Annotated in this window: 20 protein-coding genes; all 20 read right to left on the minus strand. The window is 59.6% G+C overall.

Annotated elements, in window-relative coordinates; translation table 11 throughout:
- Positions 1-116: 116 nt before the first annotated feature.
- The 20 genes from ASD94_RS05620 to ASD94_RS05710 all read right to left on the minus strand — a co-directional run bounded on the left by ASD94_RS05620 (position 117) and on the right by ASD94_RS05710 (position 20390).
- Positions 117-641, minus strand: coding sequence for a phosphoribosyltransferase (locus tag ASD94_RS05620; protein WP_056639737.1), 525 nt, complete (start codon positions 639-641; stop codon positions 117-119).
- A 58-nt stretch (positions 642-699) separates the two neighbouring features.
- On the minus strand, positions 700-2076 hold the full coding sequence (locus ASD94_RS05625; RefSeq protein WP_056639740.1) for an adenylosuccinate synthase: 1377 nt from the start codon (positions 2074-2076) through the stop codon (positions 700-702).
- Positions 2077-2103: 27 nt separating this feature from the next.
- A complete protein-coding gene (locus tag ASD94_RS05630) occupies positions 2104-3252 on the minus strand; it encodes an ATP phosphoribosyltransferase regulatory subunit (protein ID WP_056639743.1) in 1149 nt (382 codons plus the stop codon).
- A 90-nt stretch (positions 3253-3342) separates the two neighbouring features.
- Entirely contained in the window at positions 3343-3525 is a 183-nt protein-coding gene (locus ASD94_RS05635; RefSeq protein ID WP_056639746.1) for a DUF2065 family protein, read from the minus strand.
- A 22-nt stretch (positions 3526-3547) separates the two neighbouring features.
- The gene (hflC, locus tag ASD94_RS05640; protein ID WP_056639749.1) at positions 3548-4456 is read right to left on the minus strand and encodes a protease modulator HflC; all 909 of its coding nucleotides are present in this window, start codon (positions 4454-4456) and stop codon (positions 3548-3550) included.
- 9 nt (positions 4457-4465) lie between these two features.
- Complete coding sequence (hflK, locus tag ASD94_RS05645) at positions 4466-5836, minus strand: FtsH protease activity modulator HflK (RefSeq protein ID WP_056639752.1); 1371 nt, start codon at positions 5834-5836, stop codon at positions 4466-4468.
- A 53-nt stretch (positions 5837-5889) separates the two neighbouring features.
- Positions 5890-7065: a GTPase HflX gene (gene hflX / locus ASD94_RS05650; RefSeq protein WP_056640083.1), complete on the minus strand. Its 1176-nt coding sequence runs from the start codon at positions 7063-7065 to the stop codon at positions 5890-5892.
- Between the two features lie 63 nt (positions 7066-7128).
- Positions 7129-7383 carry an RNA chaperone Hfq gene (gene hfq, locus ASD94_RS05655; protein ID WP_056639755.1) on the minus strand — a complete coding sequence of 85 codons (255 nt, stop codon included), beginning with the start codon at positions 7381-7383 and terminating at the stop codon, positions 7129-7131.
- A 105-nt stretch (positions 7384-7488) separates the two neighbouring features.
- On the minus strand, positions 7489-8832 hold the full coding sequence (gene der / locus ASD94_RS05660) for a ribosome biogenesis GTPase Der (protein WP_056639758.1): 1344 nt from the start codon (positions 8830-8832) through the stop codon (positions 7489-7491).
- Between the two features lie 13 nt (positions 8833-8845).
- Positions 8846-10009, minus strand: coding sequence for an outer membrane protein assembly factor BamB (gene bamB / locus ASD94_RS23065; protein ID WP_082576772.1), 1164 nt, complete (start codon positions 10007-10009; stop codon positions 8846-8848).
- Positions 10010-10011: 2 nt separating this feature from the next.
- Positions 10012-10704, minus strand: a complete 693-nt coding sequence (locus ASD94_RS05665; RefSeq protein ID WP_056639761.1) for a tetratricopeptide repeat protein — start codon at positions 10702-10704, stop codon at positions 10012-10014.
- Between the two features lie 14 nt (positions 10705-10718).
- Positions 10719-11981 (minus strand): histidine--tRNA ligase, encoded by a 1263-nt coding sequence (gene hisS / locus ASD94_RS05670; RefSeq protein WP_056640086.1) that lies wholly within the window; start codon positions 11979-11981, stop codon positions 10719-10721.
- A 155-nt stretch (positions 11982-12136) separates the two neighbouring features.
- Complete coding sequence (gene ispG, locus ASD94_RS05675; protein ID WP_056639765.1) at positions 12137-13414, minus strand: flavodoxin-dependent (E)-4-hydroxy-3-methylbut-2-enyl-diphosphate synthase; 1278 nt, start codon at positions 13412-13414, stop codon at positions 12137-12139.
- On the minus strand, positions 13414-14286 hold the full coding sequence (locus ASD94_RS23070) for a helix-turn-helix domain-containing protein (protein WP_082576774.1): 873 nt from the start codon (positions 14284-14286) through the stop codon (positions 13414-13416). Before ASD94_RS23070 ends, ispG begins: the two co-directional genes overlap by 1 nt.
- A 16-nt stretch (positions 14287-14302) precedes the next feature.
- On the minus strand, positions 14303-15136 hold the full coding sequence (gene pilW, locus ASD94_RS05685; protein WP_056639771.1) for a type IV pilus biogenesis/stability protein PilW: 834 nt from the start codon (positions 15134-15136) through the stop codon (positions 14303-14305).
- A gap of 33 nt (positions 15137-15169) precedes the next feature.
- On the minus strand, positions 15170-16282 hold the full coding sequence (gene rlmN, locus ASD94_RS05690) for a 23S rRNA (adenine(2503)-C(2))-methyltransferase RlmN (RefSeq protein ID WP_056639774.1): 1113 nt from the start codon (positions 16280-16282) through the stop codon (positions 15170-15172).
- A gap of 90 nt (positions 16283-16372) precedes the next feature.
- Complete coding sequence (ndk, locus tag ASD94_RS05695; protein ID WP_010464162.1) at positions 16373-16798, minus strand: nucleoside-diphosphate kinase; 426 nt, start codon at positions 16796-16798, stop codon at positions 16373-16375.
- Between the two features lie 89 nt (positions 16799-16887).
- Complete coding sequence (locus tag ASD94_RS05700; protein WP_056639778.1) at positions 16888-18456, minus strand: pseudouridine synthase; 1569 nt, start codon at positions 18454-18456, stop codon at positions 16888-16890.
- Complete coding sequence (scpB, locus tag ASD94_RS05705) at positions 18456-19199, minus strand: SMC-Scp complex subunit ScpB (protein ID WP_056639782.1); 744 nt, start codon at positions 19197-19199, stop codon at positions 18456-18458. The genes ASD94_RS05700 and scpB overlap by 1 nt, the downstream gene beginning before the upstream one ends.
- A 147-nt stretch (positions 19200-19346) precedes the next feature.
- On the minus strand, positions 19347-20390 hold the full coding sequence (locus tag ASD94_RS05710; RefSeq protein WP_082576775.1) for an RluA family pseudouridine synthase: 1044 nt from the start codon (positions 20388-20390) through the stop codon (positions 19347-19349).
- Between the last annotated feature and the right edge of the window lies 1 nt (position 20391).

The following is a 20391-nucleotide window of genomic DNA, read 5'->3' on the forward strand; positions in this document are numbered from 1 at the left end:
CCGCAGCAGCACCGAAGCACCACCACAAACCACCCATAGCACCTGAACACTTTTGCGCTCAAGTCTCAGTAGCGAAGCCCTCGACTATAGCACGGTTTAGGCGGATGCAAAGAAAATCAAACGCGCCACTTTTCCAAAAGCTTTTCAGGACTCAAGCTGTCATAGCCCTCGAAAGGCTGGTGGATCCAAGGATTGCTCGGCAAAAACTCCACCGAGTAGTCCGGAGAAAACGTCGACAGCCCCTTCGTCCAGATCACGGCACTGCGCAATTCGGTGATGGGCGCGTAGTTGGTCTTGAGCATGTTGATCACCGCATGCAAGGTGTGCCCGGAGTCGGCCAGATCATCGACCAAGAGTACTTTTCCGGCAATTTCACCCTTTGGTGTGGTGATAAAGCGTGCGATATCAAGATGCCCTTGCACCGTACCTGCCTCAGCCCGGTAGGAGCTGGTCGACATGATGGCCAGCGGCTTGTCAAAGATACGACTGAGGATGTCACCTGGTCGCAATCCACCGCGCGCAAGGCAGAGGATTGTGTCGAATTCCCAGCCCGACTGGTGCACCTTGAGTGCCAGTTTTTCGATGAGGCTGTGGTATTCGTCATAGCTGACGTAGAGATGTTTTCCGTCTTCGGTCAACATGTGGGATGACTCCTGAATGGTGGGCGCTTAGTGGGTAGCGGCAGAACAAGGCTGTAGATCAGACGGCCACATAAGGGTGGCGCATCATGATCGTGTGGTCGCGATCAGGACTGGTTGAGATCATATCGATCGGCACGCCTGTCACCTGCTCGATCCGCTCAAGATAGCGACGCGCGCTTTCTGGCAGCTTGTCGTATTCAGTCACCCCAACTGTGGAATCGGTCCACCCAGGCAATGTTTCATAGATCGGCGTGCATCGCGCAATGTCCTCTGCACCCATAGGTAGCAAATCAATGTGCTGGCCATCGAGCTCGTAGCCAGTGCACAACAGCAACTCGCTCAGTCCGTCCAGCACATCCAGCTTAGTAATACAAAGGCCCGTCAGGCCATTGACTTGGGCACTGCGCTTCAACAGAGCCGCATCAAACCAACCACAACGCCGGCTACGCCCTGTCGTCACCCCCTTCTCGGCACCCACAGTGCTCATGTGATAACCAGGGGTGCCAGGGACTTCCCAATCCAGTTCCGTGGGGAAAGGCCCGCCGCCAACACGAGTGCAATATGCCTTGGTGATACCGAGAATGTAATGAAGCATGCCCGGGCCCACGCCAGACCCCGCTGCAGCGTTCCCAGCCACACAGTTACTGGAAGTGACATAGGGATATGTGCCGTGGTCCACATCAAGCAGGGTCCCTTGCGCGCCCTCGAAAAGAAGATTCGCGCCCACGCTATTGGCTTCATTCAGTTCGCGCGACACATCCGCCATCATGGGCTTGAGCAACTCTGCATGGCGCATGGCTTCGGCGTAAACCACATCGAACTGCACTTTGCCATCTTGGATGTAGGGCTTCAGCGCGTCGCCGAAAACGAACTTTGCAGAACCCAGATACGTGGTGAGCACATGGTTGTGCAGATCCAGCAATTCACGCAGCTTGGCGGCAAAACGCTCGGGATACTTTAAGTCCTGCACGCGCAAGGCACGGCGGGCGATCTTGTCTTCATAAGCCGGGCCAATGCCACGACCCGTAGTACCGATCTTCTCTGCGCCCCCCTGCTCCCGGGCGGCCTCGCGCGCGACATCGATTGCAGCGTGAAAAGGGAGGATCAGCGGGCAAGCCTCACTGATACGCAGACGCGAGCGGACCTCGACGCCTGCTTTTTCCAAGCCCTCGATTTCTTCGAACAACTTGGCTGCAGAGAGAACCACGCCATTGCCGATGTAGCACTTGACCCCCGGACGCATGATGCCGCTCGGAATCAAATGCAGTGCCGTCTTCACACCATTGATCACCAGTGTGTGACCAGCGTTGTGCCCCCCTTGAAAGCGCACAACACCTTGAGCGCTTTCCGTCAGCCAATCGACCAACTTGCCTTTGCCTTCGTCGCCCCACTGGGTACCGACCACCACCACGTTGCGACCTTTGGTTGCTTTCATCTCAAACCCAATTCAAATGACAATTGCTCAAACAGCCTGCACGACCCAACGGCCCGCAACCTGAACCAGTTCACGATCACAGTGGAACTCGTCCACCTCACTCTCGTGCCCAGGCAACACACACACCACCGTCTCGCCGGCGGACCGGAGTTCCGTGATCGCCGCATTCACATCCGCAGCCTCACCCCAAGGCGCACGGATCGCCGCCTTCAGCGCACGTGGCGGCACCACGCCAACCACCTGTTTAATATCCAAACTGAATCCCGCTGCAGGGCGATTTCGACCAAATACCGCCCCCACCTCGTCGTACCGTCCTCCACGCACCAGGGCATCGCTGGCACCCGTCGCGTAGATCGCGAAACGCGCGCCGCTGTAGTAGGCATAGCCACGAAGATCGGCTAAATCGAAAGTGACAGAAGCCCCCTCGAGGCGCGAAGCCAACCATTTCAAATTTGATAGCACCTCAGGCATGCCTGATATGCGCTTGAGCGCCTTTTCTGCCTCTGCCAAAACAGAAGAATCCCCATACAACTGCACCAGGGCAAGAAGGCCCTGTCGGGACTCCTCAGGGAAACCCTGCGTCAGAGAAGACAGCTCACCCGAATCCTTGGCGGCCAAAGCGGAATGAATGCTGCGCAACAGTTGCGGACTTACACTCACGCCAGCGAGCAGATTGCGAACGATGCGAACGTCCGCCAGATCAATGGTGGTGTCGCGGACATTGGCGACCCGCAGACACTCCCTGGCTAACTGCAACGCTTCCAGATCAGCTTCTACCCCAGTATGCCCATAGATTTCAGCTCCAAACTGAAGCGGCTCGCGGGTAGCGTGCGGGCGATCAGGGCGTGTGTGCAACACCGGGCCACAGTAGCAAAGACGTGTCACACCTTTGCGATTGAGCAGATGCGCATCAATGCGAGCGACTTGCGGAGTGGTATCAGCCCGCAGTCCCATGGATCGACCGGAAAGCTGATCTACCAGCTTGAAGGTCTGCAGATCCAGCGCTTCACCGGTGCCGGTGAGGAGAGATTCCAGATGCTCCAGCAGCGGTGGCATCACCAGCTCATAACCGTAACAACGGGCTGTATCAAGCAGCCCGCGACGCAATTCTTCGATGTGCCGCGCTTCGGACGGCAAGACATCGGCAATGTGATCCGGAAGGACCCAAGCAGACATGGAGAAAAGGGGAGGCTGTTAAAACCGTGATTCTACCGGGACCGGGCGAGACTCCCCAAGGAATCTCCTGGTCGGGACGTGTGACAGCCGTCAGAAGCAAAGCATCAGAACGCCCGTTACAAGAGCTAGCAATGCGAAGAAGCGTATCTGACCATCCTGCAATTGCGCAATCTGCCCAATCACGCGTTTCCAGATTTGAGGGGAAAGGAAAGGCAGAAAACCTTCAATCACCAGCACTAAGGCAAAAGCCGTCCAGAGACTGTCCCACATCATTCCCCCTCGCCTCCGGCACTATCTACTTGCGAGGTGTTGCAGGTACCGACGCGGCAACCGGGCCACGAAAGACCTTGAAGAAATCAGAAGACGAGGGGTCTACCACCATCACATCGCTCTTCTTGTTGAAGCTGGCTTTGTAAGCTTCCAAGCTGCGATAGAACTGAGCAAATTGCGGATCCTTGCCAAAGGCTTCAGCATAGATACGAGCCGCTTCCGCATCACCTTCGCCCTTGAGCTTCTGAGCGTCCCGATAGGCGTTGGCAATCGCGATCTCACGCTGACGATCCGCATCTGCACGAATTTTTTCGCCTTCGGCCGCACCGGTGGAGCGCAATTCGTTAGCCACGCGTTTGCGCTCGGCTTCCATGCGCCGGTACACGGACTCGGTGATAGCTTCCACATAGTCCACACGGGTAATGCGGACATCCACCACGTCAACCCCCCAGGGCTTGGAACCGCGAACTGTCTCCAATACTTCGCGCTTGACATCAGCCATCAGCGCCTCCCGCTTCAGAGAGAGCAGCTCTTTCACCGTGCGCTTATTGATTTCTTCCTGGAAAGCATTGCGAACCACCCGATTGAGCTGCATGGCTCCAGCCGTCTCGTCCAGCCCCACGTTACGAATGTACTCGGTGGGTTCGGAAATACGCCAGCGCACATACCAATCAATCACGACGCGCTGCTTTTCCGCAGTCAACATGGGCTCAGCATCCGTGCTGTCCAAGGTCAACAAACGCTTGTCGATGTAGGTGACGTTCTGGAATGGCGGAGGAAGCTTGAAATTGAGGCCAGGCTCAGTGATGACCTCTTTGATTTGTCCCAGGGCATACAGCACTCCGAACTGCCGCTGGTCTACGACAAAAAGCATGGAGCTCATGAGCGCAAGCACCACCAAGAGGGTGGACGCAATAAAACCGACTCTGTTCACGAACTGCTCCTAACGGGATTCACGTTCACGGGTACGACCAGTGTCGCGCGCCCGAGGGTCATTCGAAAATGTGGGGGCAGGGGCCACAGGAGGAGTCGCTGAAGCCGGACTGCTCGTTGCAGGCGCATCCAGCGCTCCAGAACCGCTCGCAACGCCCTGCATGATTTTGTCGAGCGGCAGGTACAGCAAATTGGAACCTTGGCGCGACTCCACCAGCACCTTGGTCACGCTGCCGTAAATCTGCTGCATGGTGTCCAAATACATGCGATCGCGGGTCACCTGCGGAGCCTTTTGATATTCCGCCAGAATGAATCCAAAACGCTGCGCATCACCCTGCGCCTGCGCAACGATCTTTGCCTTGTACGCAGCCGCCTCTTCGTTCAGACGGGAGGCCGAGCCCACAGCACGCGGAATCACGTCGTTCGCATAAGCCTGGGCTTCGTTCTTCGCGCGCTCACGCTCTTGCCCCGCCTTGAGCACATCATCAAAGGAGGACTGCACCTGCTCCGGGGGGCGCACGCCACCCTGCTGCAAGTTGATGCCGACAACTTCGACGCCGACCTTGTAACGGTCCAAAATAGTTTGCATGAGTGCGCGAACGCGGGGCGCTATCTGATCACGCTCCTCCGCCAGCGCCGTGTCCATGCGCATCTTGCCAACCACCTCGCGCACTGCGGTTTCAGCAGCTTGCACCACCGCGTCCGAGGGGTTCTTGCTTTCAAACAGCCATGCCCTGGCATCGCTCAAGCGATACTGAACGGCGAACTTGATCTCTACGATGTTTTCATCTTCGGTCAGCATGGCCGACTCTCTCAAGCCCGTACTCTTGATGACCGTATCACGCCCCACGTCGGCAGAACGAATCTGAGTCACGAAAACGAGCTCATGGCGCTCGATCGGGTAGGGCAAGCGCCAGTTGAAACCCGCGCCCACAGTGCTTTTGTACTTACCGAATTGCGTTATGACGGCCTGCTGTCCTTCTTGCACAATGAAGAATCCGGTACCCATCCAGATCACGAATGCAATGCCAGCGATCAAGCCAACACCGACACCCGCGCTTTTCATATCTGGCTGAAAACCGCCGCCTGCCCCTCCTCCAGGGCCACGGCCAGAACCATTCTTGATACCAAACATGCTCCCAAGCTTGCGATTGAGGTCGCGCCACAGCTCATCAAGGTCAGGCGGCTGCTGGCCATTGCTGGGCCGCTGATCCCCACCTCTCTGCCCTCCAGGGGGGGTTGAGGGTCGATCTTCGGGGCGCGCGCTACCGTCCTCAGCCTTATCATCCCCGCGACCCCAGCGTGGATCGTTCAGATTGAACATGCCCCGAATACGGTCTGGCAGTGAAGCCCAGCGTAGGGTGCGAGTATGAAAATTCATGCGGAAAATCTCTGGTTCTCTGATGGCATCATTCGATCTTGCATTGTGCCCAATCAAGGCAGCGCATCCGGCAATTCAAGGGCGTCTGCTGGGGTCATATCCGAATGCCCGGCCAGCAGCCTGGCAGCTAGAGCACGACGCAACTCATCAAGACCTTCACCCGAACGAGCACTTACAAACAAGCGGGAGAGTAGCTGTCCTCCCACTTCGTATTGATCCACGAGCACGGCTGGGCGCCGTTCTTCTGATAACGCATCAAGCTTGTTGAACACCAGTATCTGTGGAATGTCCGATGCGCCAATCTCCTGCAAAACCCGCTCCACCTGCTCCATCTGCTCTGGGAAATCGGGGTTGGAAGCATCCACAACGTGGAGCAGGAGATCAGCATCCACCGCCTCTTGCAGCGTGGCCTGGAACGCATCCACCAGTCCGTGTGGCAGATCACGGATGAAACCCACCGTATCGGACAGAGATACTGACCGCGCCGCATCTGCCAAATACAACTGGCGTGTCGTGGTATCCAGCGTCGCAAAGAGCTGATCAGCGGCATATGCCCGCGCTTTCACCAAAGCATTGAAAAGCGTTGACTTACCGGCGTTGGTGTATCCAACGAGTGAAATATTGAACGTATCGCGTCTCTCGCGCTGGCGCCGCTGGGTGGACCGCTGACGTTTGACCTTGACCAGGCGCTCTCTTGTGCGCTTGATCGCGTCGCCAATCATGCGTCGATCCAGTTCGATCTGCTTTTCGCCAGGACCGCCACGGGCACCAATGCCGCCCGTTTGGCGTTCCAAGTGAGACCAACGTCGCACCAGCCGGGTACTCACATACTGCAGCTTGGCAAGTTCAACCTGAAGCTTGCCTTCGTGGCTGCGCGCACGCTGCGCAAAGATTTCCAGAATCAGCAAGGTACGGTCATTGACCGGGAGTTCAATGTGGCGCTCCAGGTTGCGCTGCTGAGCGGGACTGAGCGATTGATCGAACAATATCTCCACCGCACCATGCATCTGGGCTAACGTGCGAATCTCATCCGCCTTGCCGCTGCCAATGAACAGTGCCGCATCTGGCGCCTTGCGCTTGCAGGTGATCCGGGCGACGGGCTGCATACCAGCCGTCTGGGCAAGTAGCCCCAGCTCTTCGAGTTCTGCATCGAAATGAGGAAGACCAAAATCGACACCTACCAGCAGTACCGGGGTGCTAGTGGCCGAGGATGACACAGCCGAACTCAAAGCCACCCACCCTCTTTCCTATTCGCCTCGCTCCGACAGCGAGATTCGCCCCCAGGCAACAACTCAAAGGTTGCCGCTGTCCGCATCGGGGGTTTCTGACGTGGAGAAATTGACTGCACGACCGGGCACGATCGTAGAAATCGCGTGCTTGTAGACCATTTGTGTCACTGTATTGCGCAGCAACACCACATACTGGTCGAAAGATTCGATTTGCCCCTGCAGCTTGATCCCGTTGACCAAATAAATGGACACCGGAACATGCTCCCGACGCAATGCGTTGAGGAAGGGGTCTTGCAAAAGCTGGCCTTTGTTGCTCACGATATTCTCCGTGTTCAAGTGTTGTTGTAAACCAGCACCTTACCACAGCCGAGGCTGCACACCAGCCTCAGCATGCATGCCCCCCTGGCTTAACAGCCTTTATCTTCAGGCTTCGTCTTTGTCCGCAAACGGATTGTGAGAGGTCTTCATCTCTATGCGCAAAGGAGTTCCCACCAGATCGAACTCCTTGCGGAAACGCCCCTCCAGAAATCGCTTGTAGGCATCGGTCACATGCTCCAGCGAATTGCCATGGATCACGATCACGGGCGGATTCATGCCACCCTGGTGCGCATACCGCATTTTGGGACGGAACATGCCCGCCCTCTTGGGGCTTTGAAACTGAACAGCTTCCAGCAGCAGACGCGTGAGAACTGGTGTGGACATCTTGCATGTAGCCGCCCGGTGGGCCTGTGCAATGGATGTCCACAATGGACCAAGCCCCTGGCGCTTTTTCGCGGAAATGAAATGCAAAGAGGCAAACTTCAGAAATGCAAGCCGTGTCTCGATAGAGCGCTCCAGAAGCTGGCGCTGGTAGTCATCGACGGCATCCCACTTGTTCACCGCTAAAACCACCGCACGCCCGCTCTCCAAGATATAGCCAGCGATATGCGCATCCTGGTCCGTCACACCCTGGGTGGCATCGAGCAATAGCAGCACCACATTGGCAGATTCGATAGCCTGGAGCGTTTTCACCACCGAAAATTTTTCAATGGCCTCGAAAACCTTGCCCTTGCGACGCAAACCCGCCGTGTCCACCAGTTCAAACCGCTGACCATTGCGCTCAAAAGGCACGGTGATGGCATCACGGGTAGTGCCAGGCATGTCGAATGCCACCAGCCGCTCCTCGCCAAGCCACGTGTTGATCAGGGTGGATTTGCCTACGTTGGGCCGCCCCGCCACGGCAAGCTTGATGACGCCCTTGTCCAGTTGTGCGTCCAAGTCGTCAGGCTCGGGCAAATTCAGAGGCTCCAGAGCAATATCTACCAAGCTGCGAATACCCTGACCGTGCGCTGCGGAAACAGGATAAACCTCACCCAGTCCCAGTTCATAGAACTCAGCGAGCTGAGCGCCCTGGAGCATGCCCTCCGCCTTGTTGGCGACCAGCACGCAGGGCTTTCCCAAACGGCGCAAATAATTGGCGATGTCATGGTCTTGCGCAGAGACTCCCGCACGCGCATCCACCACAAAAATCACCACATCCGCCTCAGCAACCGCCTGCTGGGTTTGCTTGGCCATCTCACGGTAGATGCCACTGGAGGCATCAGGCTCAAAGCCACCCGTATCGATGACGATGTACTCGTGCTTTCCTTGCTTGCCGTTACCGTAATGTCGGTCACGCGTGAGTCCTGCAAAATCGGCAACGATGGCGTCCCGTGACTTGGTCAGGCGATTGAAGAGCGTGGACTTGCCGACATTCGGACGCCCCACGAGGGCGATTACTGGCTTCATTGAATAAGACCGATCAATCTGGACGGAATCCGTAAATGCCGCCATTGCGGGTAACAACCACCAGCGTATCGGCGGCCACCACCGGGGCAGCTGCAATAGCAGACCCATCTGTCGCCAGGCGGTTCAGGGGTGAGCCATCGGTACGAGACAGCAAATGCACTAGGCCCGCATCGTCACCAACCACCACCGAGCGCCCCAAAAGCAGCGGCGCCGTGAGTTTGCGGTACTTGAGTCTGTCGATGCTCCACAGCCGTGAGCCATCGGCACGACGCCACGCAACAAGAGTTCCGTTGCTTTCCGCACCAAAAATAGCTTCGGCATCGCCGTGAACACCATCCGCTCCGCTGGCGGGTTGCGTCCAGACTGTCTGCCCCCTGGCGGTATTCACACACCCGACTGCGGCCTGAAAGGATCTCGCACACACCGTTTCTCCTGCCCGGCTGGTGCGGCCCACCAACTCCACGAGGCGCTCCACGTCATTCGTGCCCCGCGCGCTGGCAATGGGAGCTTCCCAACGCACACTGCCATTATCAGGATTCAAACCGACCAAACGGCCCGACAAACCAACCACCAGGGTATCGCCCACTGCAAGCAAGACACCGGCCTGGCGCAATATCAAGGGCTCCCCGGGGCGTTGCTGTGCCCAGAGGCGACGACCTGTTGACGAGTCAAAGGCAGACACCGAGCGGTCCGCTGACAATACAAATACACGCCCCCCTGCAACGAGGGGTGGCGTGAACACTGGGGCCGCAAGTGCCTCACGCCAACGCTCTCGGCCCCCATCAATCAAGATCAGCGCATTGTTGCGCGACACCACCGCAGCGTACTTCCCATCACTGCCCACAGCTGCCGACAGAGGCTCGGCAAGAGATGCCCGCCAGATGTCTCCGCCCGTGCGCGCATCCAGGGCAGCCACAGTTCCATCGGCCGAGGCAACGGTCACGACGCTCCCTGCAACGTGCGACTCCAGGGGCAGCCCCACAACACTGCCGACGCGCGCAGTCCAGGCTTGTCGCACACCCAGCACAGCCACATTGGCTCCGAGGTCGGCGGGTACCGGCTTGGACTTGTCAGCACTCCACAATGAACAACCAGCCAGCGAGGCAGCCGCGACCGCCAGCACCAGACCACGTGCGAGAAATTGGCGTCCAGACCGAGTGTTGAGAGGCAATGTCATGTTTACTTGGACTCCGCGGATGTTGCGGTGGCGGCAGCGGCCACGGCCACCCCTTGCAGTGAGACACCCAGCGCATTCAGCTTGATTTCCACCAGACGGCGATATTCGACACTGTCTTCAAAGCCCTTATAGGCCTTGGTGTACTCGGTAATCGCGTCTTGGCGCTTTTCCTGAAGCACCAGGACATCACCTTTGCGATCAGCGACAACAGAGGAAAACTCTGGCGCAAAGCTGCCGGACAGTTGCTTGAGCGCTTCGTCGTAATTCTTTTGGTCCATCAGCACGCCAGCCAATCGCAACTTGGCCAAGGCCTTCAGCCCCTCGTCTGATGATTGCTCTGCCACCCAGGCAAGCGCCTCTTTGGCGCCATTGGCATTGCCAGCGCCTTGCATGGCCTTGGCAAGGGTCAAGCCCGCCTGCCCCGCTTGAACGGTCCCGGCATATTTGGATTTCAAATCGGCAAAAGCTTGTTCCATGCGGGCGTTGTCTGCAGATCGCGCAGCCACATCCACTGCATCGAACAACGCAGCCGCCTGTGCGGCCTGACGGGTTTGCCAGTACTGGTAACCGTTCCATGCAGCGGCCGCTCCCGCCACGACGATGATCACCGAGCTGATCAGTGTGCCCCAGGTGTTCCAAAAATGCTTGAGCTGGTCTAGCTGCTCTTGTTCTTCAAGGTCGAGATGATTTGCCATGGAATGTGATTGGTTTAGCGGGTGGATTGTAGGGTGGCAGACCATTGGGCGACCGAGTCCAGAGGACGCTCGGTTTGAGCCCCCGCTCCGTCACGCAAAGCTTTGACAGTCACCATGCCACGGGACAGCTCATCATCGCCAAATACCAGCGCGTACGGGGCACCACTGGCATCAGCCTTCTTGAACTGCGACTTCATGCTGCCCATGCCCTCCAGCGAGGGGGCAGCATGCATCTGGACGCAAACACCGTGCTGGCGCAATTGCTCGATGGTGGCCACGGCCCGAGGTAAAACCGCAGTGGAGGGAACAATGGCATAGACGTCAGGAGCCAACGAGGGGGGCGCGCTTTGCTGCTCCTTGAGCAACTCCAATACGCGCTCCACCCCCAATGCCCAACCCACTGCGGGTGCAGCCTTGCCGCCGATCTGTTCGATCAGGTAGTCGTAGCGGCCACCACCGCAGATGGTGCCCTGCGAGCCCAACTGATCCGTCACAAACTCGAAGACAGTGAGGTTGTAGTAGTCCATACCGCGGACCAAACGGGGATTCACGGTCCACGCTACTCCGTTCGCATCCAGAATGGCCTTGACCGCTTCGAAGTGGCCCAGAGACTGCGGCCCCAGAAAATCGATCAACCGAGGCGCAGCTTCAACCATCGACTGCATCGCCGGATTCTTGGTGTCGAGGATACGCAAAGGGTTGCTATGGAGACGCCGACGCGCCTCCTCATCAAGAAAGTCGGCGTGCCGTTCCAAATACGCAATCAGCGCCGTCCGGTGCGCCTTGCGCTCGTCTGGCTGACCCAGACTGTTGAGTTCGAGGCGCACGTTTTGCAGACCCAGATCACGCCAAAGAGCGGCGGCCAGAAGGATCAGCTCGGCATCCACCTCAGCGCCCGGAAAACCCAAGGCCTCCGCGCCAATCTGGTGAAACTGTCGATAGCGCCCGCGCTGGGGGCGCTCGTGGCGGAACATGGGGCCCATGTAGTAGAGCCGCTTTCCACCTTCGTACAGCATCGAGTGCTCAGCCACCGCGCGCACAACGCCCGCTGTCGCCTCGGGACGAAGCGTCAGCTGTTCACCATTCAAGCGATCCTCGAAAGAGTACATCTCCTTTTCGACAATATCGGTGACCTCACCCAACCCGCGCACAAACAACGGCGTGGGCTCCACAATAGGAGTACGGATATTGCGGTAGGCGTAACGCGACATCAGATCGCGGACCTTGGCCTCCAGCCACTCCCAGCGGGCAGATTCCGGAGGCAGGATGTCGTTCATGCCCTTCACCGCGACCAGTTTTTCTGGCTTGGACGAGGCAGTGCTTTTTTCGTTGCTCACAGCGCTTCTTTTCTATGTCTGGCAGAAATTGACAAAAGCTGCACCGACCACCTCCCTGAATTTCGCCTCAGGGCAGGCCACGGCAGCGCTATCGGTCAAGCAGGTACCTTGGCGCCAAAACGCTTTTCGATGTACTGCTCGACGATGCGATGGAATTCATTGGCGATGTCATCACCACGCAGGGTCATTGCTTTTTCCCCGTCGATGAAGACCGGGGCAGCGGGGGCCTCACCCGTACCCGGCAGACTGATTCCAATGTCCGCATGCTTGCTTTCGCCGGGGCCATTGACGATGCAGCCCATGACTGCGACCCGCAACGTCTCAACGCCCGGATAACGCACACGCCATACTGGCATTTGCGCGCGCAAGAAATCATCGATCTGCTTGGCCAAATCTTGAAAGGTGGTACTGGTCGTGCGGCCGCACCCAGGGCACGCAGTGACGCTGGGCACAAAAACCCGCATGCCCAACGCCTGCAAGATTTCGGATGCCACGACCACCTCCTGGGTTCGAGCCTCGCCAGGCTGGGGCGTCAGCGACACACGAATCGTGTCGCCAATACCCTCTTGGAGCAGCACGGACAAGGCGGCTGCCGAGGCGACCGTTCCCTTCGTACCCATGCCTGCCTCCGTCAACCCCAGGTGCAAAGCGTAGTCACAGCGGCGTGCCAGTTCGCGGTACACGGAGATCAAATCCTGCACTCCACTGACCTTGCAGGACAGGATGATCTGGTTGCCATCCAAGCCCATGGCTTCTGCACGGCGCGCAGACTCAATGGCCGACGTGATGAGGGCCTCGTACATGACCTGACGCGCCTCCCAGGGAGTGCTGCGGCGGCTATTGGCATCCATCAGCTCAGCCAGGAGTTCCTGGTCGAGGCTGCCCCAGTTGACGCCGATGCGCACGGCCTTGTTCCAGCGCATGGCAGCCTCGATCATCTGGCCGAACTGCTTGTCGCGCTTGTCGCCCTTGCCCACATTGCCAGGGTTGATTCGGTACTTGGACAAGGCCTGGGCACAGTCGGGAAACTCGGTGAGCAGGCGGTGTCCGTTGTAATGAAAATCACCAACCAACGGAACACTTTCACCCATGCGGTCCAGCTGTTCGCGGATGTAAGGTACCGCCGCCGCCGCCTCGGGGGTATTGACCGTGATGCGGACAAACTCCGAACCCGCCTGGGCAAGCTCCTTCACCTGGATCGCCGTCCCGATGGCGTCGACTGTGTCGGTATTGGTCATGGACTGCACCCGCACAGGGGCGTCACCGCCTACGGTCACAACACGCGACCCCCAGGCGATCTTTGCCTGACGCGAACGCCGAGGCAACGGCGATGCAATCGCCACTGGTCCAAAATCAAGCGGGGAGTTTTCCACTATTTCACCTCGAAACGCGCCACGTTTTCACGAGCGACCGCCGTCAGATCAAACGGCTTTCCACGAACAATCACCTCGGTAGCATCCGCGCGACCGACTATCACCGCGAGTGGAGTGGGCGCCGACACCGACACCGACTCTCCCGCCGCCAGGTTGCGTTGCAATGCCAGTGCGCCATTGGCGTCTCGAACCTGCACCCAGGATGAAGCGCGTGCGCGCAACACCAACGCGCCGGTCGAAGCCTCAGCGCCCACATCCGCCGGAACTGCCATGCCAGGCGTTGCGTTGCTTGCAGCGGCAGCAGGCGCCGGAGCCGCCGCGACCGCAGCGGACGGAACAGCAGCCACCGCCTCAGCAGGGCTCTGTGGAGCCGAGGGCTCCATCGCGGGTGTTGGCTCGGCAGGACCAGAAGGCAAGGCGTCAGGCACGGCACCGGGCGTCGAAATAGCGACATCCACCGGCGTGGAATGCCGTGGAAAAAGGAACAAAACCAGGGCACCGACCAACAGTGCTAGAACCACCAGCACCACAGGACGCGAGGTAGACCCTGCCCCACCGAACGAAGACGATGAAGAAGCAGACGATTTGCCCGCACTCCCCTTCACAGGCGCGTTGATACCAGCACTGTCCACGGACAAGCGAGGGCTCTGGCTTTGCGGCAACAAAGACAAAATAGGCGCAGGGTCCACCTTGAGGGTTCGGCACACGCTCGACGCGAGCGCTCGGACAAATACGGTGTCTGGCAGCACCGTGTAGTTGTCCGCCTCCAGGGCCTCCAATTTGCTGACGGGTACTTTCAGTGCAACAGCCAGAGCCGCGATGTGCATGCCTGCCGCCTGCCGAGCCTCTTTGAGCAACCCGCCCGCTGTCATTCCACTCTCTGCCACCTCACTCATTGAAAGCCCCGCGTTCGTATGCACCCAGCTCCCGGGAGTCCGGGAAGCGCTTGCGCAACTGGGCAGCCAGTTGTCTCATTGCCACGGTGTCGCCCAAAGCGCGCTCCACCTTGATGCCCAGCCACAGCGATTCGGAATTGGCGAAATCACTGTTGTTGAGTCGTCGAATGTAAAACTGCGCGCGCGACAACTCGTTGCGCCGCAACAGAAGAGCTGCGAGGTGGTAACCCACTACCGGATTCGCAGCATCAAATTCATAGGCCTTCAGGAACGACTGCTCCGCTTCAGGGAACTGTCCGGCCCCCGACTGGCACAGGCCCCGGGCCATCCACGTTTTGCCTCGGGCGGTATACGCGGGATTGGCAATGGCACGCACAAAATACGGGTCGGCCTCCACGTACTTTTGCTGCTGGCACATCAGCCAGCCGTAGTTGTGCAGTACGTTGGAGTCGTTCGCCCGCAACGAAAGGGCGCGGCGGAAACTGTCTTCCGCCTGCGCATAGTCACTCAGGCGCATGAAAATCAGGCCACGCAGATTGAACGCGTCGGCATAGGAAGGGTCCGCAGCCAGCGACTGCTTGACCTCGTCCAGAGCAACCGCCGTCTGTCCCAATTCGAAATAGTTGGAGGCCAGTTCCAGCCGAATGCGTGCGCGGCGCCGCGACTCTGGCTCATCGGACGGCGTCACCAGACCTGCATCGGCGTCACTGACGGCAGACGAGGTGTTTGTCGCACACCCCTGAAGCCCCCATACGCAAACCACCGCACTGCATGCCGTGAGTGTCCAGCGGCCAAAATGCTGCCAGCGTCCAACCAATCCCGCCATGTAGAGCCTCCTTGAAGTTTGCCGACTGCCTGATCAAGTCACCGGTTTGAGCACGATTGTGCGCTGCTTTGCCATGCGCTCAGCAGCCCTGGTGCGGTCTTTGACGTCTCCCGCCAACTGACCACATGCGGCATCGATGTCATCACCGCGCGTCTTGCGCACCGTGGTAACGATGCCCGCATCGCTCAAGACCTCGGCAAAAGCCAGCACCTGATTCTGCGGCGAACGCAACAGCCCCGACGCAGGAAAAGGATTAAAAGGAATCAGGTTGAATTTGCAGCGGATGCCACTGCGCTTCACCAAATCGATCAACTGACGGGCATGATCCATTTGGTCATTGACACCGTCGAGCATGCAATACTCGAAAGTGATGAAATCTCGGGGCGCGTGCTCCAGGTAGCGTTTGCAAGCATCCAGTAACTCATGAATCGGGTACTTGCGATTCAACGGCACCAGGTTGTCCCGCAAGGGGTCATTAGGCGCATGCAGAGAGACAGCCAATGCCACGGCGCAGTCTTGCGAAAGACGGTCCATCATGGGCACTACACCCGAGGTCGATACCGTCACACGGCGCCGCGACAGGCCATAACCGTGATCGTCCAGCATGACCCGCAGCGCAGGCACCAGTGCCGAATAATTCTGCAGCGGCTCACCCATGCCCATCATGACCACGTTCGAGATCACGCGGTCTTCTGTCTGCAGGCGTTTCCGCAGGGAATGCTCGGCAAACCACAGTTGGGCAACAATTTCGCCCGCGGTCAGATTGCGGCTGAAGCCCTGATGGCCTGTGGAACAAAAACGGCAGCCTACCGCACAGCCCGCCTGCGATGACACACAGAGGGTTCCGCGGTCATCCTCAGGGATGAACACTGCCTCGACGGCATTACCATCACCCACATCAAACAGCCACTTCACCGTCCCGTCTGCAGAGACATGCTCGGAGATGACGGGCAAAGCCTCCACCCGCGCGCACCCTTTGAGTTTGTCGCGCAAGGCTTTGGCCAGATCGCTCATGGCATCAAACTCACTGGCACCGCGCTGGTGGATCCAGCGAAACAACTGGGTAGCGCGAAACCGCTTCTCCCCCAGCCGCTCACAGAACTCAGCCAAGCCGTCGAGGTCAAACTCCAGCAGGTTCGTGCTCATGGTGCCGAGCTCTCCATGGAGCGGGCACAACCAGCCCCATGACGCAGACTCCCCGGAATGACGGGAACAGGCATGGGGAGCATCAGCATCTCAGCGCGAGTAGATGTTCAGGCCGGGGAAGAAGAAAGCCACTTCTGCCTGGGCTGTTTCAGCGGCGTCGGAGCCATGCACAGCGTTGGCGTCGATGCTGTCAGCGAAGTCAGCGCGAATCGTGCCGGCTTCGGCCTTCTTGGGGTCCGTAGCACCCATGAGTTCGCGGTTCTTCAGGATGGCGTTTTCGCCTTCCAGGGCCTGAATCATCACGGGACCGGAAATCATGAAGTCCACCAGGTCCTTGAAGAAAGGACGCGCTTTGTGCACTGCGTAGAACTGTTCGGCTTCCAGGCGGGACAGGTGAGCCATGCGGGCTGCCACAACCTTGAGGCCAGCGGCTTCAAAGCGTGCGTAGATCTGACCGATGACGTTCTTGGCCACTGCGTCGGGCTTGATGATGGAGAGAGTGCGTTCGATTGCCATGTTGATTTCCTGAATGGTTGTTGCTGTGATTCGTTTGTCCATCGGACAAAGCCCTCGATTCTAACCGGGGAGTGTGACGGAAGTAGCGCTCAGCGCCCACCACCTCCACGCCGGGGACCACCGCCACCGGGGCGGCGTTTGTCCTGACGGTGGCGAGAGAGACTGTCCATGCCGATGTAACCCACGGAAGTTTTCATCGGATCGGGCTGCGCCGCACCTCCCCGCTGGCGATCACCACCAGCAGCGCTGTTGTTGCCACGGGCAGCGCTCTGGCCTCCATCGCGGCGCGGCTTCTGCCCACGGGGTCCGCCTGGGACCGGCGGTTGCGACATATCGCGGCGCGCGCCATCACCCCGTGGGCCACCACGACCACGGTTGCGAGGCTTGCCGCTACGCCCGCCAGCGTCGCCCCCTTCGGAGTGTCCCTCAACGGGCGCCGGGCGCCCGGCGCCTGCAGCCTGAACCAGGGCACGGATATCGCTCTCGTCCAGCTCCAGCCAGGCTCCACGCTTGAGACCGCGCGGCAACACCATCGCGCCGTAACGGATGCGGATCAGGCGGCTGACGGCATGGCCCACGGATTCGAGCATGCGGCGCACTTCACGATTGCGCCCTTCGGAGATGGTCACCCGGTACCAGCAGTTGGAACCCTCTCCACCGCCATCTTCGATGGAGCCGAACGATGCCATACCGTCATCCAGGCGCACACCGTCCAGCAGCTTTTGCTTTTCCTCGTTGCTCAGAGCACCCAGCACGCGCACGGCATACTCGCGCTCCAAGCCGAAACGGGGATGCATCAGTTTGTTGGCCAACTCGCCCGAGCTGGTGAACAACAGCAGGCCTTCAGTGTTCAGATCCAGGCGTCCTACGGACTGCCACTTGCCCTGCATAAGCCGGGGCAGCTTGCGAAAGACGGTGGGGCGGTTTTGCGGATCGTCATGGGTAACGACCTCACCAACGGGCTTGTGATAGGCAATCACGCGCGCTGGGGGTGGATCAATGCGGTAGCGGATCGGCTTGCCATTGACCTTGACCTGGTCGCCAAATTGAATGCGCTGACCGATGTGAGCGGGCTCGTTATTGACCGAGATGCGCCCCTCCAGAATCAACTGCTCCATTTCCAGACGCGACCCCAGGCCGGCCTGGGCCAGCACTTTGTGCAATTTGGGAGTCTCGACCTGTGGCAACAGCACCCGCTTGGGCGGCACCGCGTCTGCAGAGGCGTCCTCTTCGTCGAATCGACCCGACACCACGTCTTCGAACTGGTAGCCCTCTACCGCGGCCGCAGCTTTGCGCTTGTCACGCCCAGCCCCCTCAGGATGTGGAGAACGTCGGCGAATTTCGTCGCGGGGGCTGCGCTCTTGCGACAAGGGGCCGCCTTCGCCTTCTGCCGCAGAGACCAGAGCAGTCGACTCAGATTCCACGACCGCTGCCCGCACCTCCTGCGCTGGCGCTTCGGCCACGGGCGCGTCAGACGCAGGGCCTGAAATGGCAACAGGTTCCACAGCCGCGGCTTCGAGCCCGGCCGCCTCAACGGCGCCTGGGGCCGCTTTCTTGCGCGGGGCGCGCTTCGCTGCCGGTTTTTTGGCCGCAGGCACCGCGTCAGCAGCATTCAACCCAGGCAGTTCAGCCGGATTTTCGGGGGTCGAGTCGTTCATCAAGTATTTCCCTGGATGCCACCTGGGGCATCACCATGGTCGACGCGGAGATCAGTCTCCACATTCTCAAAAAAATCATCTACGGGCTGCACACTGCCCTCACCAGAGATAGCCCCCAGAGGCTCCTGCGCGCTGCTGGCTTCCTGCGGCAACACCGCCAGCAGATCGGGCTCGGACTCCAAGGCTCCTTGAGCGGCTGCGGCCATGGCTTCCAGCACATTCACGCTGCCCGTTGGGTCGTCGAGCACCGGCAGTTGGTCCAGCGACTGCAAGCCCATATCATCCAGAAACTGGCGGGTGGTAGCAAACAGCGCCGGGCGCCCCACCGTTTCACGATGGCCAATGACTTCCACCCAACCCCGGTCCTCCAACTGCTTGATGATCAAGCTGTTGACCGTCACGCCGCGAATGTCCTCGATATCGCCGCGCGTGACGGGTTGCCGGTAGGCAATGATGGCCAAGGTCTCCATCGTGGCACGGGTGTATCGTGGCGGCTTTTCAGGGTGCAGACGGTCCAGGTACTCCCGCATTTCGGGACGACTCTGGAACCGCCACCCGGTCGCCACCTGCACCAGCTCTACCCCGCGCTGTGCCCAGTCAAGCTGCAGCTCCTGCAGCAGCACTTTGAGGGTGTCGGACCCCAGCGCATCGTTGAATAACACACGCAACTCGCGCACAGGCACGGGCTGCTGCGCGCAGATCAACGCAGTTTCGAGGACCCTTTTGGCATCCACCGTGTTCATGGTTCAGCGATTCCTGGAAAAGTGCCACGCGTTGCAACGGGTGTCACATCAACAGCAGGGGCAATCATTGGGGCGCCGCGCAATGGCGCTGGAGCGTTGGTAGAGCCTGGCGGGATTCCAGCAGCAGGCTAGGCCCGGCGAAACCGGTCAGGGCGCATTGTAGCCCAGGCCCCATTCTGACAGTGCCTCGCGCATATCGGCTGGCACAGGGGCGCGAAACTCCAGGGCCACACCCGACACGGGATGCGCAAAAGCCAACCGGTAGGCATGCAGGGCTTGGCGTTGCAAGGCCCCGACCGGCGCACCACCGTACAGGGCATCACCCACCAGCGGGTGGCGCAACGAGGCCATGTGCACACGGATCTGGTGTGTGCGCCCCGTGTGCAAGGTGCATTGCACCCAGCACCCCTGCTCGGCCCGCTCAAGACAAACGAAATCGGTGCGGGCGGTTTTGCCCGGGTGCACCGCCAGGTCCACCACCGCCATGCGCAGGCGGTTTCGTGGGTCACGCCCGATGGGAGCATCCACCGAGCGGGTCGGTGCCCCGGCCCAGGCACCATGCGCCATGGCCACGTACTGGCGTTTGACCTTGCGCTCGGCAATCAGGGACACCAAAGCGTCCATGGCCGCACGGTCCCGGGCGACCACCATGAGGCCACTGGTGTCCTTGTCCAGACGGTGGACGATGCCCGCCCGGGGTACCAGAAGTGCCTTGTTGTCGCGGGCCAGCAGGCCGTTGAGCAGGGTGCCGCTCCAGTTGCCTGGTGCAGGATGCACGACCAGGCCTGCGGGCTTGTTCACCACCAGCAGGTGCTCGTCTTCGTACACCACATCGATAGCCATCGGCTCGGGCCGGAAGGCCTGGCTTTGGAGCGTGGGCCGCATTTCCAGCACCACTTGGTCGCCGGCCTTGACCCGCGCGGCTGCCTTGAGAGCCGGCCTGCCATTCAGGCTGACCAGCCCCTGGGCCAACAGTTGCTGCAGATAGCTACGCGAGAACTCCGGAACCAGATCCACCAGCGCGCGGTCCAGCCGCTCGGCATGCTGGGCTAGGCTTATCTGCAGCGAACGCAGTTCGCTCTCTGCCTCTGCCAGCGCCTCCGACTCCTCAGCCAGCAGGAGGGATTCCCCCTCCAGCCCCACACCACTCAAGGGCATATCGGGACCACCGCCCGGCGAGTGATCCGCCATG

It is taken from the genome of Acidovorax sp. Root70 (assembly GCF_001428225.1).
Lineage (GTDB): Bacteria > Pseudomonadota > Gammaproteobacteria > Burkholderiales > Burkholderiaceae_C > Acidovorax.

Coding starts and splice junctions, on each gene's coding strand:
- ASD94_RS05620 (WP_056639737.1), bottom strand. CDS start 641: ATGTTGACCGAAGACGGAAAACATCTCTACGTCAGCTATGACGAATAC.
- ASD94_RS05625 (WP_056639740.1), bottom strand. CDS start 2,076: ATGAAAGCAACCAAAGGTCGCAACGTGGTGGTGGTCGGTACCCAGTGG.
- ASD94_RS05630 (WP_056639743.1), bottom strand. CDS start 3,252: ATGTCTGCTTGGGTCCTTCCGGATCACATTGCCGATGTCTTGCCGTCC.
- ASD94_RS05635 (WP_056639746.1), bottom strand. CDS start 3,525: ATGATGTGGGACAGTCTCTGGACGGCTTTTGCCTTAGTGCTGGTGATT.
- hflK (WP_056639752.1), bottom strand. CDS start 5,836: ATGAATTTTCATACTCGCACCCTACGCTGGGCTTCACTGCCAGACCGT.
- der (WP_056639758.1), bottom strand. CDS start 8,832: ATGAAGCCAGTAATCGCCCTCGTGGGGCGTCCGAATGTCGGCAAGTCC.
- bamB (WP_082576772.1), bottom strand. CDS start 10,009: ATGACATTGCCTCTCAACACTCGGTCTGGACGCCAATTTCTCGCACGT.
- ASD94_RS05665 (WP_056639761.1), bottom strand. CDS start 10,704: ATGGCAAATCATCTCGACCTTGAAGAACAAGAGCAGCTAGACCAGCTC.
- hisS (WP_056640086.1), bottom strand. CDS start 11,981: ATGAACGACATCCTGCCTCCGGAATCTGCCCGCTGGGAGTGGCTGGAG.
- ASD94_RS23070 (WP_082576774.1), bottom strand. CDS start 14,286: ATGACAGCGGGCGGGTTGCTCAAAGAGGCTCGGCAGGCGGCAGGCATG.
- pilW (WP_056639771.1), bottom strand. CDS start 15,136: ATGGCGGGATTGGTTGGACGCTGGCAGCATTTTGGCCGCTGGACACTC.
- rlmN (WP_056639774.1), bottom strand. CDS start 16,282: ATGAGCACGAACCTGCTGGAGTTTGACCTCGACGGCTTGGCTGAGTTC.
- ndk (WP_010464162.1), bottom strand. CDS start 16,798: ATGGCAATCGAACGCACTCTCTCCATCATCAAGCCCGACGCAGTGGCC.
- ASD94_RS05700 (WP_056639778.1), bottom strand. CDS start 18,456: ATGAACGACTCGACCCCCGAAAATCCGGCTGAACTGCCTGGGTTGAAT.
- scpB (WP_056639782.1), bottom strand. CDS start 19,199: ATGAACACGGTGGATGCCAAAAGGGTCCTCGAAACTGCGTTGATCTGC.
- ASD94_RS05710 (WP_082576775.1), bottom strand. CDS start 20,390: ATGGCGGATCACTCGCCGGGCGGTGGTCCCGATATGCCCTTGAGTGGT.